Annotated in this window: 18 protein-coding genes; 8 read left to right on the top strand and 10 right to left on the bottom strand. The window is 69.7% G+C overall.

Features of this window, described 5'->3' with window-relative positions; all coding sequences use genetic code 11:
• Window positions 1-2 precede the first annotated feature (2 nt).
• Window positions 3-812, bottom strand: coding sequence for an SDR family NAD(P)-dependent oxidoreductase (locus ABD481_RS05135; protein WP_344664339.1), 810 nt, complete (start codon window positions 810-812; stop codon window positions 3-5).
• 154 nt (window positions 813-966) lie between these two features.
• Here ABD481_RS05135 and ABD481_RS05140 point away from each other — a divergent pair, with 154 nt between their 5' ends.
• Complete coding sequence (locus tag ABD481_RS05140; protein WP_344664340.1) at window positions 967-1683, top strand: winged helix-turn-helix transcriptional regulator; 717 nt, start codon at window positions 967-969, stop codon at window positions 1681-1683.
• A 648-nt stretch (window positions 1684-2331) separates the two neighbouring features.
• The gene (locus tag ABD481_RS05145) at window positions 2332-6633 is read left to right on the top strand and encodes a discoidin domain-containing protein (RefSeq protein WP_344664341.1); all 4302 of its coding nucleotides are present in this window, start codon (window positions 2332-2334) and stop codon (window positions 6631-6633) included.
• On the opposite strand, the gene ABD481_RS05150 is transcribed toward ABD481_RS05145, so the two are convergent.
• The gene (locus ABD481_RS05150; RefSeq protein ID WP_344664342.1) at window positions 6617-8254 is read right to left on the bottom strand and encodes an MFS transporter; all 1638 of its coding nucleotides are present in this window, start codon (window positions 8252-8254) and stop codon (window positions 6617-6619) included. The two genes, ABD481_RS05145 and ABD481_RS05150, sit on opposite strands and share 17 nt — an antisense overlap.
• A gap of 100 nt (window positions 8255-8354) precedes the next feature.
• Between ABD481_RS05150 and ABD481_RS05155 the strand changes: the two genes are divergently transcribed.
• The 5 genes from ABD481_RS05155 (at window position 8355) to ABD481_RS05175 (ending at window position 14022) form a co-directional block, all read left to right on the top strand.
• Complete coding sequence (locus tag ABD481_RS05155) at window positions 8355-8867, top strand: MarR family winged helix-turn-helix transcriptional regulator (protein ID WP_344664343.1); 513 nt, start codon at window positions 8355-8357, stop codon at window positions 8865-8867.
• Window positions 8868-9283: 416 nt separating this feature from the next.
• Complete coding sequence (locus ABD481_RS05160; protein ID WP_344664344.1) at window positions 9284-10720, top strand: family 2B encapsulin nanocompartment shell protein; 1437 nt, start codon at window positions 9284-9286, stop codon at window positions 10718-10720.
• A gap of 4 nt (window positions 10721-10724) precedes the next feature.
• Entirely contained in the window at window positions 10725-11810 is a 1086-nt protein-coding gene (locus tag ABD481_RS05165; protein ID WP_344664345.1) for a hypothetical protein, read from the top strand.
• 74 nt (window positions 11811-11884) lie between these two features.
• Complete coding sequence (locus tag ABD481_RS05170) at window positions 11885-12733, top strand: geranyl diphosphate 2-C-methyltransferase (protein ID WP_344664346.1); 849 nt, start codon at window positions 11885-11887, stop codon at window positions 12731-12733.
• Window positions 12734-12828: 95 nt separating this feature from the next.
• Window positions 12829-14022: a family 2 encapsulin nanocompartment cargo protein terpene cyclase gene (locus tag ABD481_RS05175; RefSeq protein WP_344664347.1), complete on the top strand. Its 1194-nt coding sequence runs from the start codon at window positions 12829-12831 to the stop codon at window positions 14020-14022.
• A 32-nt stretch (window positions 14023-14054) separates the two neighbouring features.
• Here ABD481_RS05175 and ABD481_RS05180 read toward each other — a convergent pair whose 3' ends face one another.
• The 5 genes from ABD481_RS05180 to ABD481_RS05200 all read right to left on the bottom strand — a co-directional run bounded on the left by ABD481_RS05180 (window position 14055) and on the right by ABD481_RS05200 (window position 19383).
• Window positions 14055-15647, bottom strand: coding sequence for a hypothetical protein (locus tag ABD481_RS05180; RefSeq protein ID WP_344664348.1), 1593 nt, complete (start codon window positions 15645-15647; stop codon window positions 14055-14057).
• A 1-nt stretch (window position 15648) separates the two neighbouring features.
• Complete coding sequence (locus tag ABD481_RS05185; RefSeq protein WP_344664349.1) at window positions 15649-16536, bottom strand: SAM-dependent methyltransferase; 888 nt, start codon at window positions 16534-16536, stop codon at window positions 15649-15651.
• A gap of 99 nt (window positions 16537-16635) precedes the next feature.
• A complete protein-coding gene (locus ABD481_RS05190; RefSeq protein WP_344664350.1) occupies window positions 16636-17787 on the bottom strand; it encodes a PP2C family protein-serine/threonine phosphatase in 1152 nt (383 codons plus the stop codon).
• Between the two features lie 155 nt (window positions 17788-17942).
• Window positions 17943-18722, bottom strand: a complete 780-nt coding sequence (locus tag ABD481_RS05195; protein ID WP_344664394.1) for an exodeoxyribonuclease III — start codon at window positions 18720-18722, stop codon at window positions 17943-17945.
• A 25-nt stretch (window positions 18723-18747) separates the two neighbouring features.
• Entirely contained in the window at window positions 18748-19383 is a 636-nt protein-coding gene (locus ABD481_RS05200; protein ID WP_344664351.1) for a TIGR03085 family metal-binding protein, read from the bottom strand.
• Window positions 19384-19613: 230 nt separating this feature from the next.
• On the opposite strand from ABD481_RS05200, the gene ABD481_RS05205 reads away from it, so the two are divergent.
• Entirely contained in the window at window positions 19614-20921 is a 1308-nt protein-coding gene (locus ABD481_RS05205; RefSeq protein ID WP_344664352.1) for a class I SAM-dependent methyltransferase, read from the top strand.
• Window positions 20922-21121: 200 nt separating this feature from the next.
• Here the strand turns inward: ABD481_RS05205 and ABD481_RS05210 are convergent, their stop codons facing one another.
• The 3 genes from ABD481_RS05210 to ABD481_RS05220 form a co-directional block, all read right to left on the bottom strand.
• The gene (locus ABD481_RS05210; RefSeq protein WP_344664353.1) at window positions 21122-23254 is read right to left on the bottom strand and encodes a hypothetical protein; all 2133 of its coding nucleotides are present in this window, start codon (window positions 23252-23254) and stop codon (window positions 21122-21124) included.
• A gap of 467 nt (window positions 23255-23721) precedes the next feature.
• Window positions 23722-24183, bottom strand: coding sequence for an RICIN domain-containing protein (locus ABD481_RS05215; protein WP_344664354.1), 462 nt, complete (start codon window positions 24181-24183; stop codon window positions 23722-23724).
• Window positions 24184-24418: 235 nt separating this feature from the next.
• The gene (locus tag ABD481_RS05220) at window positions 24419-25414 is read right to left on the bottom strand and encodes a pirin family protein (RefSeq protein ID WP_344664355.1); all 996 of its coding nucleotides are present in this window, start codon (window positions 25412-25414) and stop codon (window positions 24419-24421) included.
• Between the last annotated feature and the right edge of the window lie 191 nt (window positions 25415-25605).

The following is a 25605-nucleotide window of genomic DNA, read 5'->3' on the forward strand; positions in this document are numbered from 1 at the left end:
TCCTAATCGACCAGTGCCCCGGCAGACAGGTTGACGACCGTTCCGGTCATCGCCGCGGACTGGTCCGAGGCCAGGAACGCGGCGGTCTCGGCGATCTGCGCCAGGGTCGGCAGCTTCTTCAGCAGTGTTCCGGCGGCCAGGCCGGTTTCGAGGAACTGCTGCACTGTCAGGTCGCCGGCCGAGGCCATCTGCTCGAACAGTTCCTTGGTGTAGGAGCCGGCGTCGGGGGCGTCGAGTACCGCGTGGGGGCGGATCCCGATGACGCGGATGTTCGGCGCGAGTTCGGCCGCCAGGACGCGGGCGAACGCCTCCTTGCCGGCGGCGCTCACCGCGTGGCCCAGGATCCCGGGCACCGCCAGTTTCGCGCCGGGCTCGGACAGCGTCAGGATCACCCCGGGGCGGCGGACGCCCATGTGCGGGGCCACGGCCTTGCTGGTGGTGAACAGCGACCGCAGGAATCCGTCGATCGGCTTCAGGAACACCTCCAGGGACAGGTCGGACAGCACGGTGCCCTGGTCGTGCAGGACGCTGACCGCGTTCAGCGCGATGTCGATGCCGTCGGCGGCCCCGGCCACCGCGGCCGCGTGCTCGCGCACCGCCTGCTCGTCGAACACGTCGACCTGCGCGGTCTCGATCTTCCAGGCCGCGCCGGTGTCGGCGGCGGCGCGCGCCACGGCGTCGAGTTTGGCCTGGGTACGGCCGACGATGAAGACGCGGGCGCCTTCCCGGGCGAAGGTGTGCGCCACGGCGCCGCCGATCGCTCCCCCGCCGCCGTAGATGACCGCGGTCTTGTCCTCCAGTAGCCCGTTCATGGTGTCTCCCGTGCCCGAAGCAGTCGTTCCGCCTGCCGGAACGACCTCGTACGACAAACACTAACCACAGTTGGTTGTTAAAAACAACCACCCCTTGTGGTACTTTATCCCGGCCCGATGGTGGACCAGCGAGGAAGAGACGAGGAAGCCAGGCATGCCGACACGCCGCAGCTACCGCGACTCCTGCGGGATCGCCCGCGCCCTGGACCTCATCGGCGAACGCTGGGCACTACTGGTGGTCCGCGAGCTGATCTTCACCCCGCAACGGTTCTCCGAACTGCGCCACGCCCTGCCCAACGTCAGCTCCAACGTGCTGGCCGACCGGCTGCGCGAACTGGAGAACAGCGGCGTGATCCGGCGCGCGCCGGCCGGCACCGACGGCTCCCAGGCCTACGAGCTCACCGAGTGGGGCCGCAGGCTGGAACCGGTCGTGCTGAGCCTGGCCGACTGGGGCATCGACGCCCCGCAGCCGGAGCCGCCGGCCGCGCTCAGCGCCACCTCGGTGCTGATCTTCCTGCGGGGCGCCGCACGCCCGGATCCGGCGGCCTCGCCGGTGACGTGCCGACTGGAACTGGACGGCAAGGTGTTCACGATCCTGCTGGCCGACGGCGCGGTGCAGGTACTGCCCGGTGAGACCGAGAACGCCCACGCCTGGCTGCGCACCGACCCCAAGACGTTCAGCGCCCTGCTGACCGATCCGGCGATGCTGCCGACCGCCACGGCCGATGGCACAGCGACCATCGTCGGCTACCGAGCCGCGATTGACCGGCTGCTGTATGCCGTCGCCGACCCGTGGACAGAGCAGAAGGAAGCCGAGCAGAGGCCAGCCGAGGAGCAGCAGGCTGACGAGCTGCCCGCCGACGAGCAGTAGCCCGCAACCGCAGCCCAGCCAGAAGCAAATAAGGCTTGCCCGGTCCACAGTCGGCCGGACAAACCCTGCCCAGAGACACCCGGCCCACCAGCGCGACACACAAATCCGGCCGACCAGAACACTCACCTCTCAGAGCACTGCCACACCCGGCGGCGCGCGCCGTCAATGTCGGCCCGCCGGGGCGTTGCCTTCACCATGATCGCGGGGTTGGTGATCGGTGGGGTGTCGGCCATGGGCGCGAGGCTAGCTCGCGGTGGTGACCGCGGCAATGACAGCGATGGCAGCGGCGGTTGCGGTCCGCTGTCTCATCGGTAGAGCATCAGTCGCAGAATTTCATGATGCTGTCACTGATCCGTCATCGGTCACGCCGACACCCGACACCTGGGCATCTGTGGTTTGCGTGGGGTGTGGTCGGGGTGGCGGGGGCGGTCGGGGGTCCGCCGGGGGGAGCGAGCGCTCTTGACCCCTTCATAACCCGACTGTAACTTTCCCGTGCACCTCGGAAGTTGCAAGAAGTCGCCAGATCCGAGCAAGTTCCCGATCTCCGCCGGTAAGAAGCTGAGGCGGTTCGGGGCTCGCGGGGGCGGGACTCGGCGGCCGGCCCCATCCTTCTGCTCCATCCCTGCGAGCCTCGATGTGAGGACACCGATGCGGCTTAGATCAAGACCTTCGCTTTTCCGATTCGCGGCGCTGCTTGTGGCTTTGCTGCTGGCCGCGCTGATACCGAACCTGCCCTCGGCCGGGGCGGCGACCTCCTCGGGCGGTGCGAACCTGGCCTATGGCAAGGCCACCGCTGTTTCCAGTGCGAACGGGCAGTATGTGGGGACGAATCTCAACGACGGCAATCAGTCGTCGTACTGGGAGTCCTCGGGCAGTACGTTCCCGCAGTGGGCCCAGGTGGATCTGGGTGCTGCGACGTCGGTGAACCAGGTGGTGCTGAAGCTGCCGTCGTCGTGGGGGCAGCGTAATGAGACGCTGTCGGTGCAGGGTTCGCCGGACGGTTCGACGTTCTCCACGATCGTGGCGTCGGCGGCGTACTCCTTCGACCCGGCGGCCAGCAATGTGGTGACGATCAACTTCGGGGCCACGTCGGCCCGGTTCGTGCGGATCAACATCACGGCGAACTCCGGCTGGACCGCGGCTCAGCTGTCCGAGCTGGAGGTTTACGGCGCGGCGCCGTCGACGACGAACCTGGCTTTGGGCAAGACGATGTCGGCGTCCGGGGTGTCGCAGAGCTACGCGGCGTCGAACGCGAACGACGGCAACACCTCCACCTACTGGGAGTCGACGAACAACGCGTTCCCGCAGTGGCTGAAGGTGGATCTGGGTGCGACGATCCAGGTGTCGCAGGTGGTGTTGAAGCTGCCGCCGTCGTCGTCGTGGTCGGCGCGGACGCAGACGCTGGCGGTGCAGGGCAGCACGGACGGGTCCTCGTTCACCGATCTGGTTCCCTCGGCCGGCTACACGTTCGATCCGGCTTCGGGCAACCAGGTGACGATCTCGTTCGCGACGGTCACCACCCGGTATGTGCGGTTGAACATCACCGCGAACTCCGGCTGGCCGGCCGGGCAGATCGCCGAGTTCGAGGTGTACGGTCCGGCGGGCAGCACGCAGCCGCCGGCGGCGCCGACGAACCTGGCGTACACCCAGTCCGCCTCCGGCGCGGTGACGTTGACGTGGACTGCGTCGTCGACGCCGAACCTGTCCGGGTACGACGTGTACGCGAACAACGCGCTGCTGACGTCGGTGCCGGGGAACATCACCACCTACACCGACAATCCGGTGGCCACGGCGACGGTCACGTATTTCGTGCGGGCCCGGGACGCCGCCGGCAACCAGTCGGCGAACAGCAACAGTGTGACCCGCACCGGGTCGCAGGCCTCGGCTCCGACGGCGCCGAGCAACCTGGCGTACTCCTCGCCCGCGTCCGGCCAGGTGAAGCTGACCTGGAGTGCCTCCTCGGACGCGGTCGGCGTGACCGGCTACAACATCTACCGCAACTCCGCGAAGATCGGCTCGGTGGGCGGCAGCACGCTGACCTACACCGATTCGGTCGCTGATTCCCAGACGGTGTCGTACTACGTGACCGCGACGAACGCCGCGGGCCTGGAGTCGCCGGCGTCGAACACGGTGACGCGCACCGGCTCCGGCGGTACGGGCACGAACCTGGCGTTGAACAAGCCGATCGACGGCAGCGCCTACACGTTCACGTTCGCTCCGGCGAACGCGAACGACGGCGATGTGACCACCTACTTCGAGGGGTCGTCGTACCCGTCGCAGCTGACGGTGCATCTGGGTGCGAACGCCGATGTGTCCTCGGTCGTGGTGAAGCTGAACCCGTCCTCGGCGTGGTCGGCGCGGACCCAGACGATCGCGGTGTCCGGCCGGGAGCAGTCGGCGAGCACGTTCACGACGCTGGCCGCACCCGCGTCGTACTCGTTCAACCCGAGCTCCAACGCCAACACGGTGACGATTCCGGTGTCCGGCCGGGTGGCCGATCTGCAGGTGTCGATCACGTCGAACAGCGGCGCGCCCGGCGGGCAGGTCGCCGAGCTCCAGGTGATGGGCACGCCCTCGCCGAACCCGGACCTGACTCCGGCGTCGAGCTCCTGGAGCCCGGCGGCGCCGGTGGAGACCGACGCGGTCACCGCCAGCGCGGTGATCAAGAACGGCGGCACGGCGGCTTCGGTGGCCACCGACGTCAACTTCTACCTGGGGTCGACGAAGGTCGGTTCCACCACGGTCGGCGCGCTGGCGCCCGGGGCCACGGCCACGGTGTCGGCGCCGATCGGCACGCAGTCGGCCGGTTCCTACCAGCTGACCACGAAGGTCGACGAGTCGAAGAAGAACTTCAACCTGACCGCCGACCAGTCCTTCACCAACCCCACGGCGCTGGTGGTCAAGCCGGTGCAGTCGGCGGACCTGGTGGGCACGGTGGCGTGGACGCCGTCGACGCCGGCGGCCGGGAACCAGGTGAACTTCTCGGTGACGGTGAAGAACCAGGGCACGATCGCCACCACTTCCGGCAGCCACGGCATCACGCTGACGCTGCTGGACGCCTCGAACAACACGGTGGCGACGCTGACCGGGTCGGTGTCCGGCGCGATCGCGGCCGGGGCCTCGGCGGCGCCGGTGAACGTGGGTTCGTGGACGGCGGCCAACGGCAAGTACACCGCGCATCTGGTGCTGGCCGCGGACGCCAACGAGCTGCCGATCAAGTACCCGCACCTGACCAGCGACACCTCGCTGTTCGTGGGGCAGGGCGCGAACATGCCGTACGACTCCTACAAGTCCACCGACGGCACCCTGGGCGGCGCGGCCGCCGCGGTGGGTCCGAACCGCACCATCGGCGACATCGCCGGTGAGGCGACCGGGCGGCGCGCGGTGACGTTGAACAGCACCGGCGACTCGGTGTCGTGGACGTCACGGGAGTCCTCGAACACGTTCGTGCTGCGGTACTCGATCCCGGACGCCTCCGGCGGCGGCGGGCAGAACGCCACGCTGGACCTGTACGCGAACGGCCAGCTGGTGCAGCCGTTGAACCTGACGTCGCACTACGCGTGGCTGTACGGGTCGGAGACCTCTCCGGGGGACTCTCCCGGTTCGGGTTCGCCGCGGCACATCTATGACGAGTCCAGCTTCCTGCTGGCGCAGTCCTACCCGGCCGGCACCGTGTTCAAGGTGCAGAAGGACTCCGGGAACAGCTCGCAGTACGCGATCGACTTCATGAACCTGGAGCAGACCGCGCCGACGGCGAACCCGGATCCGACGCATCTGGTGACGCCGGCCGGGTTCACGCAGCAGGATGTGCAGAACGCCCTGGACAAGGTGCGGCAGGACACCACCGGCGCGTTCACCGGTGTGTATCTGCCGGCCGGGCAGTACGCGGTGACCGGGCGGCTGCTGGTCTACGGCAAGCCGGTGAAGGTCGTCGGCGCCGGCGTGTGGTACGCGCAGTTCGTCGCGCCGGCCGGTCAGACCAACACCGACACCGGCTGGGACCTGCAGTCCGGCGCTTCGGGGTCGACGTTCACCGGGTTCGCGTGGTTCGGCAACTACACCACGCGGCAGGACGGCCCCGGCCACACCTGGGATCTGCGCAACCAGTCGAACATCACGATCGACAACGTGTGGATCGAGCACAACGTGGTCGGGATCTGGGGTGCGTCGAACGTGCAGAACTCGACGTTCACGAACCTGCGGATCCGGGACACCATGGCCGACGGTCTGAACCTGACCAACGGCTCGGCCGGCAACCTGATCTCCAACGACGAGGCCCGCACCACCGGTGACGACAGCTTCGCGTTGTTCGCCGCGCAGGACCAGTGCGGCGGCTGCAAGCTGACGAACAACACCATCCAGAACGTGACCGCGATCGCGCCGTGGCGCGCCGCCGGGGTCGCGATCTACGGCGGCGGCGGCAACACGGTGCAGAACTTCTCCGTGTCCGACACGCTGTGCTACCCGGGGTTGACGATCAGCTCGCTGAACTTCGGGTTCCCGTTCGAAGGGTTCGAGGCGACGCCGCAGACCGCGATCAAGAACTTCTCGCTGGCGCGCGACGGCGGCCACTTCTGGGGCAACCAGGCGTTCGGTGCGATCTGGGCGTTCTCGGCGACGCAGCCGTTCCAGGGCATCCGGGTCTCCGACGCCACGATCACCGATCCCACCTACACGGGCATCATGTTCCAGACCGACTATGTGGGAGGGGCGGCGCAGGCCACGTTCCAGGACACGGTGTTCACGAACACCACGATCACCGGGGCGCACGCGAACAACGACGGGTTCGGCAACGGCAAGTCCGGCTTCGGGGTGTGGGCGAACCCGCTGCCGGAGGCCGGTCAGGGCCCGGCGGTGGGTGCGGTGACGTTCAACCACCTGGTGGAGAGCAACAACGATGTGAACATCCAGAACACGACGAGCACGTTCACGATCACGGTGAATCCGTGAGCGTGACCGCGCGGCCGGGTGGGTTCACCGGCTGAGCGGGAACGGGTTCGGCCGGGGCCGGTCGCCTTTCGGGGCGGCCGGCTCCGGCGCGTTCGGGGGCAGGGCTGGCGGGGGCGGGGCTGCCAGCGGCGGTGGCGGTGATGCCAGCGGTGGCGGCGGCGGTAGTGGCGTCGTCGTCGACTGCGGCGTTGAAGGTTGTGGCGGGCGCGGGTTCGCGGACGGAGGGCAGGGTGAGCAAGGCCAGGTTCGCGGCGCCGACCAGCACCGCGCCCACGGCCAGCGGCGTGGTGGTGCCGACGGCGGCGGCCACGGGGGCGGCCAGCGCCAGTCCCAGGGGGCGGGTGGCGAAGGAGATGAGGGCGTCGAAGGATCCGACCCGGCCCAGCGCGTCGGCCGGGATGCGCCGTTGCAGCGTGGTCTCCCACAGCGGGTCCAGCACGCCCAGGCCGAACATGGCGGCGAAGTAGGCGGCGAGCACGACTGGCAGCGGCGCGGTGACGGCGAGCGCCGTCAGCGGCAGCGTGAACGCCGAGGCGCCGAGGGCGACGGCGACCAGGGGCCGCCGGATCGGCAGCCGTCCGGCCGCCCACACTCCGGCGAGCATGCCGACGGTGCCGGATTGCAGGATCACCACCCAGGCGGTGCCGCCGCCGAGGTGCGCGATGGCGATGACGGGTCCGAGGGTGAGCAGGAACCCGGCGCTGAGGTGCCACACGCCGTGGCCGAGCACGTTGGCGATGAACCAGGGGTGGCGGCGGGTCTGGGCCCAGCCGGTGCGCAGGTCGGCGAGGAACGACCCTGATGCGCTCGCGGTGCCGGCGCCGGCGGGGTCTGTGTCTGTGTCGGCTGTGCTGTCTGTGTCTGTTTGTGGAGGAGTGCGGACCGGGGTGCGGACCGCGCCGAGGGTGAAGGCCGAGCCGACGAACAGGGCGGCGGTAAGCAGCGAGGCCCATCCGGTGCCGACGGCCAGGGTGAGGGTGCCGGCCACGGCGGGTCCGGCGAACTGGGCCAGGCCCTGCCATACCGACATCCGGGCGTTGAGCCGCAGCCGGTCCGGGCCGGTGACGGCGGCCGAGACCAGGGTCCGCACCGCCGGGGTGCCGAAGGCGACGGCGGCTCCGGTGAGCGCGGCGAGCGCCGCCAGCGCGGGGATGCGGGCGCCGGCGGTGAGCAGCACGGCGCCGGTGGCGGCTTGGGCGGCGGCGCGGGTGAGGTCGGCGCCGAGGACGATGCGCCGTGCGGGGAACCGGTCGGCGAAGACCCCTGCCACGGGCAGCAGAAGCAGCATCGGGACGAGTTCGGCGGCCAGGACCAGTCCGAGCGCGGAGGCGCTGCCGGTACCGTGGACGACGGCCAGAGTGAGGGTGGTGGGGATCAGGGACGTCGCCAGGCCGGCGGCGGTGCGGCCGAGCAGCAGGCGGCGCAGTGCGGGTTGGGCGTGGACGGGTCGGGGCTGTGCGGGTGGGGCCTGGGCAGGTTGGGGCTCGGCGATCTGCGGCGGTGCGGCCGCTTGGGCCTGGGCGCCTCGCGGCGGTGCGGCCGCGGCGGGGTGGCGGGGTTCCGGCGCGGGCCAGGGCTCTGATGCGGCTTCGGTGTCGTGGCGGCGTGGCTGAGGACGCATAGCGGGCAGGGTATTTCGCTGGCGAATGATTCGTCAACGAAATACTCGGGGGCGAAGAAGATGGTGGCGGGGGTGCCCACCGGGCCGCATACTGAGCGCCATGGAGGACTCTGTCGATCGCCACCTGGCCCGCTGGCGCGGTAAAGCCCCCTACGACGAGACCGTGGAGGCGGTCATCACCCGGCTGCAGATGCTCGCCAAACATGTCGCCAACGCCAAGCGGCACATGATCGCCGAGGTCGGGCTCCAGGACTCGGAGTACCAGACGCTGCACCGGCTGGCCACCCGCGACGACCACCGGGCCACCCCGTCGGAACTGGCCGCGGAACTGGTGCTCTCCCCCGCCGGGATGACCGGCCGCCTGGACGCGCTGGAGCACGCCGGCCTGATCCGGCGGATCCGCGGCAACGCCGACCGGCGGCGCGTCGACGTCGAACTCACCGCGGCCGGACACGCCAAATGGTGGGAAGGAATGAAAGTGCAGGGCGCCGTCGAGGACGACATCGTCGCGGCCCTGGACGAATCCGAACGCGTCCAGGTCAACGCTCTGCTGAAGAAGATGCTGGTACGCGCCGAGCACCAGGCCGGCAACCCCGGCGACACCACCACCTGATCCCGCTGCGCGAACGCCTCGGCGTCGAGCTGCCGATACCGCACCGGCCGCACCGACCCCGGCCACCGCCGGCTCCGCGACCACCTGGCGCGCGCCGTCCACGCCGCCACCGGCATCCACGCCGACCGCGTCGCCCCGCCACCGCCGAAGCCCGCCAGCAGCAGCGACTCCGCCGAGTAACCAAACCTCCCTCCACACCTGCCGTGACCAGGCACGCGAGGCAAGGCTTATCAGGGCTGGAATGTGCCTCAAACCCGCCCGTTCGGGCAGCGCCGCGCCAGGGCCGCGCGCCATCCGCCACCGCGCCGCGCCCTGGTGCGCACCACCGGTGCCGGGGCTTATTTGAGAAGGAGCCCGATCGAACCCGTCCCGGCACCGGCAAGGCAGGACCAAGGCAGGACAAGGAGAACCCGGCCATGACGACCACCCCGGACCACACCGCCGAGGAACAGGCCGACCCCGCGCCCGACACCCCGGACACGCCACTGTCGCTGAGCACCGCCGCCGCCCGCAATCTGGCGACCACCACCAAATCCCAGCCGCAGATGCGCGGCATCACCTCCCGGTGGCTGCTGCGGCGCCTGCCCTGGGAAGAAGTGTCCGGCGGCACCTACCGCGTCAACCGCCGGCTGAGCCTGGCCGTCGGGGCCGGCCGCGTCGCGTTCGTCAAGACCGGCGCCGACGACATCCGCGTCATCCCCCAAACGCTGCGCGAACTGCCCGCGCTGCGCGGCTTCGACGACGACGCCCTGCTCACCGAACTCGCCGGCCGCTTCACCCCCCGCGACTTCACCGCCGGTGAGACCATCGTCGAAGCCGGACACCCCGTCGACGAAGTGTTCCTGCTCGCCCACGGCCGCGTGGAACGCACCGCCATCGGCGCCTACGGCGAACCGAAAGTCCTGGGCGTCCTCACCGACGGCGCCCACCTCGGCGACGAAGCCCTCCTGCAGAACGACCCGCTGTGGAGCGCCACCGTCAGAGCCACCACCGCCGGCACCCTCATGGTGCTGCCCTGGGCCGCGTTCCAACAGCTCCACGACACCAACGAGCACCTGCGCGAACACCTCGCCGCGTTCATCACCGCCGCCGGCCGCAAAGTCAACGCCAAAGGCGAAGCCCACGTCGAGATCGCCGCCGGCCACGAAGGCGAAGTCGAACTCGCCGGCACCTACGTCGACTACGAACTCACCCCCCGCGAATACCAGCTCTCCCTCACCCAGACCGTGCTGCGCATCCACTCCCGCGTCGCCGACCTCTACAACGACCCCATGGACCAGGTCAAAGAACAACTCCGCCTGACCATCGAGGAAATCCGCGAACGCCAAGAGTGGGAACTGCTGAACAACCGCGCCTTCGGGCTGCTCCACAACGCCGACTACGACCAGCGGATCTCCACCTGGTCCGGCCCACCCACCCCCGACGACCTCGACGACCTGCTTTCCATGCGCCGCAGCACCCACATGTTCCTGGCCCACCCCAAAGCCATCGCCGCCTTCGGCCGCGAATGCACCAAACGCGGCCTGTACCCCACCACCGTCGACGTCGACGGACACCAACTCCCCGCCTGGCGCGGCGTCCCCATCTTCCCCTGCGGCAAGATCGGCATCACCGACGGCCACACCTCCTCCATCGTCGCCCTCCGCCTCGGCCAGGCCCACCAAGGCGTCGTCGGACTGCGCCAGACCGGCATCCCCGACGAATACGACCCCGGCCTCAACGTCCGCTTCATGGGCATCACCGACAAAGCCATCATCAAATACCTGGTCAGCGCCTACTACTCGGTCGCCGTCCTGGTCCCCGACGCCATCGGAATCCTGGAGAACGTCGACGTCGCCACCCCCAGGAGCTGACCCGATGGCCCACGCCCTGCTGCCGCCCCGCCCCCACGGCCTGGGCACCTCCGCCGCCGCCCTGGCCGAAACCGGACGGCCGGCGCGCGCCGTCGCCGCCCTGTACTGCCCCACCGCCGTACGGGACGACACCGCCCTGGCCCAGCAGGTACAGGAACCGCTGGAGCAGTGGGCCGCCGGCTTCGCAGTACCACCCGCCGCCGTCGCCGGCCTGGGGCGGCTCGCGGTCCTGAGCCACCCCGACACCGACGACCCGGCCCGGCTGGGCGCCGCCGCGAAACTGCTGGCCGCCGGGCACCTGATCGAGACCGCGACCCTGCCGCACGCCGCCACCGTCGCACAGGACAGCGACGCACCGGACAGCGACGCGCACGCACTGGCGCGCGCCGTCGACACCGCACTCCAGGAGGTCTACGACGCCTGTGACCTGCCGAGCACACCGCCGACCGCCGACGTCCCGACACTCCACGGCCGACCAGCCGCAGCCGCAGCAGCCACCGCCGCCGCGGCTGCCGCGGCTGCCGGCACCACCGCCGGCACCACCGCCGCCGGCGCGCGGCCGGTCACCGACATCCCGCTGGTGGCCTCCGCGCTGGCCGCGTTCAGTGCGTTGCCGGCCTCCCCCTACCAGGTGGACCGGGTCGCTCGCGCGCTTGTGGCGTTGTCGGCGGCGGCCGGCGGCTCCTCAGGGCCGCATCCGCCGTGGGAACACCTGTCGACCGCGCACCTGAACGCCTACAGCCCGGCGCTGGCCGGCCTGGACGCGATCGACGGCTACGAACTGCCCCCGGGCGCCGGGGCCGATCCGGACCTGGCGCGGGTGGTGCAGCTGGCGTCACTGGCGGCGGTGCTGCTGCGCGACCTGGCGCGGCCCCGGCCCGCCGGGTTGACCGCGGCGATCGCCCGCGCCGAGTACCTGGGCACCCCGGCCGCGGCCCGCCGCGCCGCCGCCGTCCACGACGACGCGATGCGCGCTCTCCAGCACCACGCCACCGCGCTGGCCGGCGTGTCCGGCACCGCCATCCGCCGCTACCTGTCCGGGCTGTGGACCTGGCTCGGTGGCCACCGTACCTGGCACACCGCGCCCTGATCCCGATGATCCTCACCTGTACCGCTGCCGCCTGACCCCGCACCGCACCAACCTCGACGAAGGGTGATCTCGCCATGGGTTCGCAGTCCGCTGTCACCAGCCGCTACCAGGAATCCGTCGCCGACTACTGGGACAAGGAGAAGAACCCGGTCAACCTGCGCCTGGGCGACGTCGACGGCATCTACCACCACCACTACGGCATCGGCGAGGTCGACTGGTCGGTGCTGGACACCCCCGAAGCCGGACGCGAGAGCCGCGTCATCGCCGAGATGCACCGCCTGGAGACCGCCCAGGCCGACTTCCTGCTGGACCAGCTCGGCCCGATCACCGCCGAACACCGGCTGCTCGACGCCGGCTCCGGCCGCGGCGGCACCAGCCTGATGGCCGCATTACGGTTCGGCTGCCGCGCCGACGGCCTGTCCATCTCCGGCAAGCAGGTCGACTTCGCCAACAACCGCGCCGAACAGATGGGCGTGTCCGACCGTGTCCGCTACCACCTGCGCAACATGCTCGACAACGGCTTCGACGACGGCACGTTCCAAGCGATCTGGAACAACGAGTCCACCATGTACGTGGACCTGGACACCCTGTTCGCCGAACACGCCCGCGCCCTGGCCCCCGGCGGCCGCTACGTCACCATCACCGGCTGCTTCAACGACGCCTACGGCCGCCTGCCCTCCCGCTCGGTCAGCCAGATCAACGCCCACTACATCTGCGACATCCACCCCCGCAGCGGCTACTTCTCCGCGATGGTCGCCAACGGCCTGGTCCCCATCTCCGTGGTCGACCTCACCGCCGCCACCATCCCCTACTGGGAACTGCGCGCCCAGTCCAACGTCGCCACCGGCATCGAAGAGGCGTTCCTCACCGCCTACAAGGAAGGCAGCTTCCACTACCTGATGATCGCCGCCGACAAGGTCTGAGACCCGCCCCCTGCTCGGTGCGGCCGGTGGCCGCCGGCCGCACCCGCGCTCGCAAGCAGCACCCGCCTCCCCAGCAGCGGAAGGAACCAGCACCCATGACGTTGACCGCCGCCGACACCGCGCGCGCCGGATCGAGCGGACCCCCCGACGGCCCCGGCGGCCCCGGCGCCCACTCCCCGGCCGCCCCGGCCCCGCCGCCGTCCCGGCCCCCATGGGAACAAGCCTCACCGCACTGGCACCGCGACGACGTCGACCCCGCCGCCGAACCGGCACAACGCCCCCCGCAGCACCCCGAACGCCTCACCCCCGTACCGCTGCGCCACCGCCCCTGGGGCGACGGCACCCACAGCCCCCTGCTGTGCCCCCCGGCAGCCCGCATCGACGAGGCCCTGGCCACCGAGGTCAACGACCGCCTCACCGCCTGGGCCGACCGCATCGGCCTGCACGCCGGCAGTCTGGACCAGTTCCACGCCACCGGGTTCGGCCGCCTCATCACCCTGGCCCACCCCGAATGCGACGACCCCGACCTGCTGCTGGTCTCGGCCCAGATGAACGCCGCCTGGTGGGCCAGCGACGACTACTACGCCGACGAGACCGACCTCGGCGCCGTCCCCGAAGCCCTGCCCGCCCGCCTCGCCCTCGTCTCCTCCGCCCTGGACCCCCCACCCCCCGCCGGCCCCTTCACCGCCCCCCTGAACGACGCCGTCGTCTCCGACCCCGTCCTGGTCTCCCTGCGCTCCGCCCTGGCCCACGTCACCCGCCACGGCACCGCCGCCCAAGTCATGCGCGTACGCCACACCACCCACCAGATGTACGTCTCCTGGAACGCCTACAACGCCTGGCGCCACGCCGGCACCACCCCCGAAGCCTGGCGCTACCTCGCCGCCCGCCAACACGACAGCTTCTACACCTCGATGATCCTCATCGACATCGTCGGCGGCTACGAACTCCCGCCCGCGCTGTTCGCCGACCCCCTGTTCCACCGCGCCCTCACCCAGGCCGGCACCGCCGCCGTCCTCGTCAACGACCTCGCCTCCGCCGCCAAAGAAGCCAACGACGACCCCGACTGCAACCTCGTGCTGCTCCTGGCCGCCGAACGCGGCAGCACCCTGGACGAAGCCACCGAGGAAGTCGTCGCCCTGCACAACGACATCATCCAAGGATTCGAACAGACCCGGACCGCGCTGGCCGCCGTACCCTCACCGGAACTGCAACGGTTCCTGCTCGGCGCCCGCGCCTGGCTCGGCGGCAGCCTGGAATGGCACGACTCCTCCAGCCGCTACAAGTAGCCCGGGCACCGCGCCGAACACCTACCGGCGCTTTAAGCGTTCGGAGCTCCCGCAGATCCCGCAGGCCCCGCAACTCCGGCAGGCCCCGCAGCGCCCGCAGCCTCGACCGCCTCCAACAAGCCCCACAACACTGCGGCCGACAACACGGCGTTCGAGGCAGCACCCTCGGCGCGCGCCGGATCGGCGGCGTCGTTCAGGGCCTGGTCGACCAGGTGGGCCGGGAGCAGCGGGTTGGCGGCCGCGGCCTTCCGGACGGCGGGGTCGGGGTCGTGCAGCAGCGTGGCCGGCGGCTCCGGTAGCGCCGCGTCTGCTGCTGCCAGCGCCCTTACCTGTGCGTCGGGGTGGTCCAGGAGCGCGGCCAGTCCGGTCCGGGGCATGTGGGGCAGCGTCAGCAGCAGCGGCCGCCACTGCGGCTCGGCGACGAAACGTTCGATCATGGTGTGCGCCGGGGTCCCCGGGTGGTTCTCGGTCAGCAGCGCCCGCACCCGCGTGTCGGGATCCGCGGCCAGAGCCCGCATCTGCGTCTCGGGCAGCCGGGCGTCCATGGCCGCGGCCCGCCGCAGCAGCACGTTGTCGCTGTCTGCCGCCCGCACGTACCACCGCGGTTCGCCGAGGTCGAGGAACTCATCGATCTTCCGAGGCCAAAAGTCGACAATCGGCTCGGTATTGGCGATCTCCAAGGCCACATGCTGCCCCCGGGTGACCACAGCGCCATAGGCCTGCGCATACAGCCGCACCTGCTCATCGGGATCGCGGCACAGTGCTCGCCGCACCTCAGGATCCAGATCGAAACGGGCCGCGATCACGCACCGGATCCGCGGCGGCGCCACACCGGCCAGACGCGCCACGAGATCGGCCGGCGCGTAAGGGTTCTTGGCCACCGCGTACCCGTCCTCATCGTCGAACGCTTCCTCGGCGACCGCCCGCGACATCGGATAACTCAGCAGCATGCTGGTACGGGCATGGCACCGCTGCCGCGGCATACGCTCCTGCACCTGAAGCGGATCCAGCACCCACCTGGCATCCTCGGCAGCCGCCCGCACATCCGGATCCGGATCGGCCAACAACGCCGCACGCTCGGCATCGGACAGATGCAGCCAATCCGACGCCGCCGACTGCCGCATCTCGGCTTTCGGATGCGACGGGGACGCGGCATAGAACCGGGCAGGAACCTGCCCGGAGCTCACCAGTTCCTGCTTGATCTCCGTGGCCGTCACCAACCCCGGCGGATGAACACCGTCCTGGGCTGTCAACAGCTCGATCAGCACATCGTCGGGCAGCGGCCGGATCAGCCAGTCCCGCCGCCCCGGGCCGCAGGCGACCTTCAGACGCACCATCGCGTCCGGATCGCCCACCAGGCGGCCCCGCTGCCGCGGCGTCGCATACGGATTCCGCGCCAGCATCCGCTTCGGCTCCGAACGCCGATGCGCCACCACCGCGTCCACCACCGCCTCCGGCACCACCCGCTCCGCGCACAACACCGCCCACGCCGACATCGCCCACTCCGGAAGACCGACCGGCTCCACCAACCGCATCAGCAGATCCACCGGCGCCGCCGGATTCCCCGCCAACCCCCGCGCCCACGCCCCCACCAGCCCCGAACCCGCGCCCACGTTCATGTTCACGCTAAGCCTCCCGCTTGAACCCCACGCCCCCGTTGAGCCAGATCATCCCCACATCATCGGTGACCGGCCCATCCGGCCGCCACAACGGCAACGGCACCACACCCGGCGCCACCGGCTCCACCCCCGCGAACAACCCCTCGATCTGCCCCGCCGACCGCGCCACCAGCCGCGACGCCGCCTGATCCCACCCCCGACGCGCCGCCTGCGACCGCTCCGGCTGCCCGCCATCGGTCGCATGCGAGATCACCACCGCCGAACCCGCCGACACCTCCCGCACAAACCTCGCCACGATCCCCGGCGCATCCTCGTCCTCCGCGACGAAATGCAGCAACGCCACCATCAACACCGCCACTGGCCGCCGAAAATCCAACACCTCCCGCACCCGCACCCGATCCAGCAACTCCTGCGGATCGCGCACATCGGCCTGCACGACTGCCAACCGGCCAACGCCGGAGCCACCGTCGGCACTGGCACTGGCACCGGTACCGGCGCCGCCGTCCACCAACGCCATCGAATGCGCTACCACGATCGGGTCATAATCCACCAACACCACCCGCGCCCCCGGCGCCACCGCACGCACCACCTGCGCCGTATGACCAGGACCCGGCACCCCCGACCCGAGATCCAAGAACTGATCAATCCCCGCCCGCGCCAAGAACCGCACCGCACGGCCCAGGAACGCCCGATTGGCGCGCGCCATCGCCCGCAGCTCCGGCAACGCCCGAAGCGCCACCTGCGCGGCCGCCCGATCGGCCGGGAAGTTGTCCTTCCCACCCAACAGATAATCGTAGATACGGGCCGGATGAGGACGGGTGGTGTCGACCTGCGGCGGATCCCACTGCGGTGCCAATGCCTCTCGGCCCAACGACGACCGCAGCTCCTCGGCCATACCGATCCACCCCTTGTTCCGCCATCCCCGCGCAATACCGCCGTCCACAGTAGCCGACCGGCGACACGACCCTGATATCAGGACCCCGATTCGGGTCGGTCAGGACCCCGACTTGGCCGGCTGCGGCACATACGGCTTGCGCCGCACCACCAGCAACGCCACATCGTCCTCCAGACGGCCGCCGACATGCGCCGCCAGACCCGTCAGGATCTGAGCCGTCAGATCCGCCGGCGACGACGTCGGACGGCTCGCCAAGAACCCCGACAGATCGAAGAAACGCCCCGTCTTATCCCGCGCCTCAGTGGTGCCGTCGGTATAAAGCAGCAACGTGTCACCAGGCGCGAACCCCGCCCACGCCGGCGCCGCCGCCATCCCCGGCGGATCCGCCATGTCGAACAACCCCAACGGCGGACCCGGCTCCACCGGAGCCAGCACATCCACCCGGCCGTCCCGCAACAACAACGGCGGCGGATGCCCACAGTTCACCACCTGCACCGTCGGCGTCGTCGGATCCACCGACAACAACACCGCCGTCACGAACTCCTCATCCCGCACCGGACGCCGCGCCAACATCGCATGCATCCGATCCGCCACCCGCGCCAGATCCGCCTCCGTATGCGCCGCCTCCCGGAACACCCCCAACACATCCGCCGCCGCCTCCACCGCCGGCAACCCCTTGCCCCGCACATCCCCGATCAACAACCGGTCACCGAACTTCGTCGACAACGCCTCATACAAGTCCCCACCGATCCGCGCCTCAGCAGCCGCCGCCCGATACGCCACCGCCGTACGCACCTGCTCCAACTCCGGCGGCACATCACGCAACACCACATGCTGCGCGGTCTCCGCGACACTGCGCACATCCGCCAACATCCGCGACTGCCGACCCACCAACCCCAGACTCACACTGCTCACAACCGTCACCGCCGCGATCGCCCCCAGCGTCGCCACCTCCACATCCCCGGCCAGATCATGCGCATAAATGTACGAACCGATACTCACCCCGGCCGCCGCACACCCAGCCACGATCGTCTGCCACAACGACCGCGTCACCAACGCCGCCAACGCCGGAGCCACCGACAACGTCGAAGAGAACGTCACATCCCGCGGCGTCGCCACATCCGCCAACATCACCAACGCGATGAACGCATACGGCACCAACCGCTGCGGCCACGTCGACCGGCTCGGCGTCACCACCGTCACCGGCACCAACGCCCGCTCCGGCGGCGAAGAAGGACCAAGCAAGGGCATGCGTCACAGATCCCAGAGTCGAGAGCGAAGTCGAGAGCGGCAGGCAGACGTGCGACCAGCGGACCACAACCCGGCCCCCGACGGCACCCCAGGCTGCGCCGAAAGCGCGAACACCGGAAGACACAGAGGAAGGAACACGGGAAGAAACCCGCCCCTCACACCGTCAGATCCACCACCACCGGCGCATGATCCGAAGCACCCTTACCCTTACGCTCATCACGATCCACGAACGCATCCGACACCGCCCCCGCAAACCCCTCATTACCGAACACAAGATCGATCCGCATGCCATTGTTCTTCGGGAACGCCAACTGCCGATAATCCCAATACGTGAACGGCCTGTCGTACTTCAAAGCCCGCGGAAACACCTCCACCAACCCCGCACCCACCAAATCCGCCAACCGCGCCCGCTCCGGCTCCGTCACATGCGTCGACTCCGCAAACAACGAGACGTCCCACACATCAGCATCCGTCGGCGCGATATTGAAATCCCCCAACACCGCGAACGGCAACCCGGCACGCGCCGGCTCCACCACCGCCCGCGTCAACGAATCCAGCCACCGCAGCTTGTACTCGTAATGCGCATGCCCGACCTCACGGCCGTTGGGCACATACACGCTGGTCACCCGCACCGGACCGCACGTCGCCGTGATCGCCCGCGGCTCCAGCACCCCCTCGTACTCCGGCAGCCCCGGCCAGCCCCGCTCCACATCGGCCAACCCCACCCGGGACAGCACCGCCACCCCGTTCCACCGCCCCGTGCCCCAGGTCGCCGCCTCATACCCCAGCTCCGCCACCTGCTCGGCGGGGAACGCCTCATCCGTGGTCTTCAACTCCTGCAGACACAGCACGTCCGGCTTGGCCGACCCCAGCCAGCCCACCAGACGCTCCACCCGAGCCGTCACCGAATTCACGTTCCACGTCGCCACCCGCAGCACCATGGCCGCAAGCCTAACGGGCTCACACCCCGAACTTCGCGCCCCGCACCGCGGCGACCGCTTCCTCCGGACCCTCCAACTCCACCACCGCGTGGCCCTGCCGACCCGACAAGAACACCACCAGCTCCCCCGGCTCCCCGGTCACCGTCGCCACCGGCGCGCCCTTGCGCACCACCACCGACTGCCCGTCCGGACGCCGCGCCACCAACCCCACCGGCGAGCGCCGCCCCACCAGCTTGGCCAACCCCGACACCCGCCGCCACAACGCCTCCGCCACCTCCGGCGGCAACACCCGCGGCTCCCACCCGCCCCGGGCCCGCCGCACGTCCTCACCATGCACGAAGAACTCCACCAGGTTCGCCAACTCGTCCACACCCGGCAGCGAGAACAGCGACTTGCGCGGCGGACCGGCCACCACCAGGCCCACCAGCTCCTCCCACGGCAACGCCGCGAACTCCGCCTGCACCCGCGCCATCCGCGGCGCCAACGATTTGAGCAGAATCCCGCCCGCCGCGTCCGCCCGCCGCTCCCGCGCCACCACATGCGCCGCCAGATCGCGGGCCGTCCAGCCCTCGCACAACGTCGGCGCGTCCGGACCGGCGGCCCGCAACGCCTCGACCAACGCGGCACGTTCTTCCCGGGCGAAATGAGTTGTCATGAACCCAGCCTAAGCACAGCGCACACCAGTATGAACAGACGCAGCGCGCAGACACGCGCCAAGAGGGCACCGATACGGCGCCGGTTTGGTGCCGATGCGGCGCCAGTACGGTGCCGATGCCTCGTCACGACGCCGTCGTCATCGCTGTCTTCATCGCCGACATCACCCGCCACGCCGCACCCGGACCATCTCGACACTCCCTCACCGGCCTGACCGTGCAAGATAGTGACATGGGTACCAATACCACCGTCGCATCTGTCTTCAAGCCACTGCTCACGGTCGCCCTAGGCGAGGACCCCGCCGTCCGGTTCGAATTCTGGGACGGCAGCTCCCTCACCCCCGAGAACGGGCACAGCGGCACGGTCGTCGTCCGCTCCAAAGACGCCCTCAAGAACCTCGTATGGGCCCCCGGCGAGCTCGGCCTCGCCCGCTGCTACGTCTCCGGCCTCCTGGACTTCGAAGGCGACATCTTCGGCATCCTGCGCGCCCTCCAGCAGACCGCGCCCCGCGACGCCCGCCTCGGCGCCGACGCCGCCGTCCAGGCCCTCAACGCCGCCCGCCGCCTCGGCGCCCTCGGCTGGAAACCCGAACCCCCCGCCGAGGAAGCCCACCAGCACGGACGCCGCCACAGCAAACGCCGCGACTCCGAAGCCATCACCCACCACTACGACGTCGGCAACGACTTCTACGCCCTGGTGCTGGGCACCTCCATGACCTACTCCTGCGCCCGCTTCGTCGGCCCCGACGCCGACGGCGCCGCCGGCCCCGACGCCGACCTCGCCCTCGAAGACGCCCAGGCCGCCAAACACGACCTCGTCTGCCGCAAACTCGGCCTCGACCACCGCACCGGCCAGGACCTGCTCGACGTCGGCTGCGGCTGGGGCTCCATGGTCATCCACGCCGCCACCCACTACGGCGCCCGCGCCGTCGGCATCACCATCAGCAGCGCCCAGGCCGAACTCGCCCGCAAACGCGTCGCCCAGGCCGGCGTCAGCGACCGCGTCGAGATCCGCCTCCAGGACTACCGCGACCTCGGCGGCGAACGCTTCGACGCCATCTCCAGCATCGGCATGTTCGAACACGTCGGCGCCGAACGCACCGCCGACTACTTCAACACCCTGCGCGCCCTGCTGCGCCCCCGAGGCCGCCTGCTGAACCACGCCATCTCCAGCCCCGGCGGCTCCCGCATCAGCCCCCGCAGCTTCATCGGCCGCTACGTCTTCCCCGACGGCGAACTCCTCGACGCCGGCGCCACCGCCCAGGCCATGCAGGAATCCGGCTTCGAGCTCCGCGACATCGAAGCGCTGCGCGAGCACTACGCCCTCACCCTGCGGCACTGGGTCGCCAACCTCCAGGCCAACTGGACCGAAGCCGTCGACCTCGTCGGCATCGGGCGCGCCCGCGTCTGGCTCCTCTACATGGCCGCCTCCGCCCTCGGCTTCGAAGACGGCGGCATCGGCATCCACCAGATCCTCGGCGTCGTCCCCGACGAGGACGGCACCGCCGGCCTGCCCGGCAACCGGCGCAGCTGGGCGTGAGCGGGGCCAAGCTCGCCAGGTAGAGCGAACGGCTGCCGGGAGCGCCGGGGCCGCCGGGCCGCCGGGCCGCCGGGCCGCCGGGCCGCCGGGCCGCCGGGGCAGGGTCATCCTGTTCCGGCGGCCGTTCGCACTGCACCGCTGAGCTCGAAACACCGCTGAGCTCGAAAACACATACCCGCGAGCCCGCGAGCCCGCCAAGCTCAGCGAGCAGTCGGCCGCGTGTACCAGAACTCGATATCGCTCTGCTGCTTCGTCCCCGTCGGCCGCTTCACGATCTGCTGCTGATCCTGCCGCGTCGACAGCACGACCACCTTCTTCAACTGCTCCACCGTGTAGCCCGCGTCCTGCAACGGATTCGCCCCCGACGCCGCGATCACCGGCCGCCGCCCCACCTCGACGATGTCAGCGGCCACCTGCGCCAGCCCCGCCGCGTCCGCATCCGTCAACAACGCCACCGGCACCCGGCACTGATTACGGATCGTGGCCATCCACTGCCCGCTCATCCCGTCGATCAGCACCACCGAGTCCCGCTTCGGCGACAACGACCGACACACCGCGTTCGACGCCGCCACCTCACCCAACTCCGTACGCTTCGCCGCCACCGGCGCCGACGCCGACGCCGCCGGCACCACCAACGCCGCCGACATCACCGCGGCACCCAACGTCGCCACCGCCACCGACGTGACCGGCGACCGACGCGCCGAACCGGACGCGGAAACAGAGCCGGAGTCGGCCCCCGACCCCGCAGCGGACGCCGCCGCCTGCCCAGCCCGCACCCGCTCACCAATAGCCCGAGTCGCCGCCGCCACCGCCCACACCGCCAACAAAATGAACCCCGGCAACACCACCGTCACCAACCGCCGATCCGCATACGGATGATCCGGCGTGATCGACGGCCGCCACAACTGAAGCGCCGCCGACACCAAATACACCGGCAACGCCGGAGCCCACCGCACATCACCACCCCGCAACACCCGCCACGTCAACAACACCCCACCCACCAACGCCGCCACCACCAACGGCCACCCCACATACCACGACACCCACCGCAGACTCTGCTCCGCATACGTCCGCGAACCATCCGGCGTCAAACCCACCCACGCCTGCAACGACGTCAAATACTGCGCATCAGACGAATTCGGATCCCCATGCGCCGTCGACACATACGGCCGCACCAACAACACAACCCCGATCAACCCCGCCACCGAAGCACCCACCACCGGCACCCACCGCCACAACCACGCCGGAACCCCCCACCGCCGCACCGCCGCCGCCACCCCGAACGACACCCCCGACGCCAACACGAACGCCAACGTCACCAACTTCACCGACGACCAGTTCACCGGCACATCGTGCACATACGGCCAGCTCAAGAACCGCGCATCCAAAGCACCCAGCACCAAACCCGCGACCGCCCCCGCCATATACGCACCCACACCAGTACGACGCGTCGCCCACAACCACCCCAGCACCGGCATCAACAACGCCAGCTCCAACGCCAAATCCAACCGCACCAACTCACCGACACCCAGCACCAAACCCGCGACGAACACGAACGACCGCGACCCCGCCCCGGTGTTCGAACCCGCCACCACGAACTCACCCAGCAAATACACCCCAGCCATCAACAACAACAGCGCCGGCATCTCCGAAAACGTCGTCTGCGAATTCTTCAACACCGGAAACGCCACCGCCGTCACCAACGCCGCCAACGGCGCCCACCGCGGCCCCACCAACCGAGCCGCCAGCCCCGCGATCGCCAACAACGCCAACGCACCCACCAACGCCGGCATCACCAACTCACCCGACCAACCACCGACCCACCAACCCGCCGCCACCATCGTCGGCCACCCGGTCATGAACTGCGGCACCAAATGATCGCCGACCTGGAAGAACGCCGGACTGTTGAACGACACGGCGCTCGCCGAGTCCCCGAACGCGCCGACCGGGATCGACTTGGTCAGCTTCCCGTCGTGCGCCAGCTGATAGCCGATCTGCGCGTAGGAGCCGTTGTCGCGGTGCAACACCACCTGCTCGCTGTGCGTGGCCGCCGCGAACACCATGAAAGTACCGACGATCACCAGCACCGCAACGAGCGCCCACCAGGGAGCACGCGCCGCGCGCGCCGTCCGGAGCACCGGCGGCAGACCGAAGCGGAGCATCAGCACGGCCAGGACCACGAACAGCGGACCGACGGTGTAGGGGCGGAAATGGCCCATCCAGACCACCGGGAACGCCGCGACCAGCCACGCCGTCACCACCAGCGCGGGCCCGACGGCTAATGCCGCGAGCAGCAGGCTCGGCATCTGGTCGCGCGGCACACGAACCCGCACAGCACGACCGAAGACAAGACGGTTCAACGATCCCTCACCCCTGGGAGTAGCAATCACACCGGACTCCGCGCCTCTCCGGCCCCGACTCCGACCAGGCGAAACAGCGACCTTATCGCACGCCGTGACAACAACGAGGCCAGCGCTGGCGTATGCCGCTCGCGCTGGCCGGAGAGTCAGGCCCACGGTCTTCGGGGGCGAATCGGGGGCAATTCTAATAACCGAAAGGTAAGGCGAAGATGAAGAAGCCTCTGCTCCGTGCGGTGACATGCGCCATTTTGGCACGCTATGCCCCCGGAACCTGGTTTCGCATCACGTCGAACATCTGGACCGCGGCCGGTGACGCGAAAGCGAACTGCCCGCCGCGTGACCCCATCACGCGGCGGGCAGTGGTCCCGATGCTTGGCTGATACCTGGCCGATGCTTGGGCCGATGCCTGGCCGATGTTCGGACCGATGCTTGGCTGACGCTCAGTGCCAGAGCTGGTAGTTCCCACCGTTCCAGGGAAGGGCGTAGACGTCCCCCTTGGAATTGCTGTCGAGATACAGGTTGGTGGCCTTGTTCCTCAGCCGCCAACCGTTGCCCTGCCACTCCTCGTACCACTTCTCGTAGTCGTTGTTGGGAGTGCAGTACTCCAGGTAGGCGGTGCGGTCCCAGTACGCGGTCAGGCACAGATCGCGCCTGCCCCACGGTGATTCCAGCCAGGTCCCGTCGGACTGCGCCCAATCAGTCCACCAAGGATGTGCCAGCGTGCCGCAGCTGCCGGTGTCCACGGCCGACACGGTCGCCGGCTGCATGTTCAGGCACCTGCCGGTCGCGTCGTCGCGCCAGGTGACGTGCGGGTCGGTGGCGTGGGCCGACGGCGAAGCGAGGATGCCCCCCGCGACGACGGTCGCCAGGGCGACCAGGATACGAGCGATGCGCGCTCTCATAAACCCTCCCCGTGGGTTGTTCGAGCGCTCACTTTAATGTGATGTTGGGATGTTGTTCAAGGTGCGAATGTTCGGGGGCTGTGATGCTTCGGCGTACGAAGAAGCCGCCGCCGAGATCTCGGCGGCGGCTTCTGGGTCTACCTAGGGGGTCGGCTGTGGCGAATCGCGTGGTTCGCGCGACTCGCGCGACTCGCGCGGTTCGAGCGACTCAGGCGACTCGGGCGACTCCGGCCGATCAGGCGCCGGCCGGCGGCGTCTCACCGGGCTGGAGGTGCGGGATGGCCTCGGTCGGCTCGACGCCCATCTTGCCGGAGCGGAAGTCGAGCAGCGCCTGGCGGATCTCGTCCTCGGAGTTCATCACGAACGGGCCGTAGTGGACCACCGGCTCCCGGATCGGTTCCCCGCCCAGGACGATCACGTCCAGGTTCGGATGCCGCGACTCCTGCTGCTGGTCAGCAGCGATGACGATGCTGTCACCGGCCCCGAAGACCGCGGTCTGGGCGGAGTGGATCGGACGGTTCTCCGCACCGACCGTGCCCCGGCCGTTGAGCACGTACACCAGCGCGTTGAAGTCCTTCCGCCACGGCAGCTCGACCCGCGCACCGGGCGTGACCGACAGGTGAGCCAGGGTGATCGGAGTGTGCGTTATGCCCGGACCCTCAACGCCCTCGATGCCACCGGCGATCACCCGGATCAGCGCCCCACCGTCCAACGACGACGCGAGACCAACCTGCCCGGACCGAATGTCCTGATACCGCGGCGGCGACCACTTCTTCGCCGAGGGCAGGTTCACCCACAGCTGAATCCCGTGGAACACCCCACCGCTCTGCACCAGCTTCTCCGGCGGCGTCTCGATGTGAAGCAACCCCGACCCGGCCGTCATCCACTGCGTGTCACCATCAGTGATGACCCCACCACCACCATGCGAGTCCTGATGGATGAACGCCCCGTCGATGATGTACGTAACCGTCTCGAAGCCCCGATGCGGATGCCAAGGCGTCCCCTTCGGCTCCCCAGCCGCGTAATCCACCTCCCCCATCTGATCCATCATGATGAACGGATCCAAATACTCCGTCCGAATCCCCGCAAACGCCCGATTCACCGGGAATCCCTCCCCCTCGAACCCCGAAGGCGCCGTAGTCACCGCCAACACCGGCCGCGCCTTCGCCCCCTCCGCCAGGGCAGCAACACGCGGCAGAGCCAACGGGTTCTCAACAGTCACAGCGGGCACGGCGTCCTCCTGAGGTTCGGCATCACGGCTTCTTGCCCCGTCCAACAGTAGTTGAAATCTAAATTATTCCCTGAGGCCGGGGCCGGTGGCCTCGGTATATAGAGTGCCGCCAAACGGCCGGCGGCGCTGGGTGTGGTGGGTGGATGGGCGGATGGACCAGCGAGACGCCCGGCACGTTTGGTTCAACCGCA

This window comes from Catenulispora yoronensis (assembly GCF_039531695.1).
GTDB classification, from domain to species: Bacteria; Actinomycetota; Actinomycetes; order Streptomycetales; family Catenulisporaceae; genus Catenulispora; species Catenulispora yoronensis.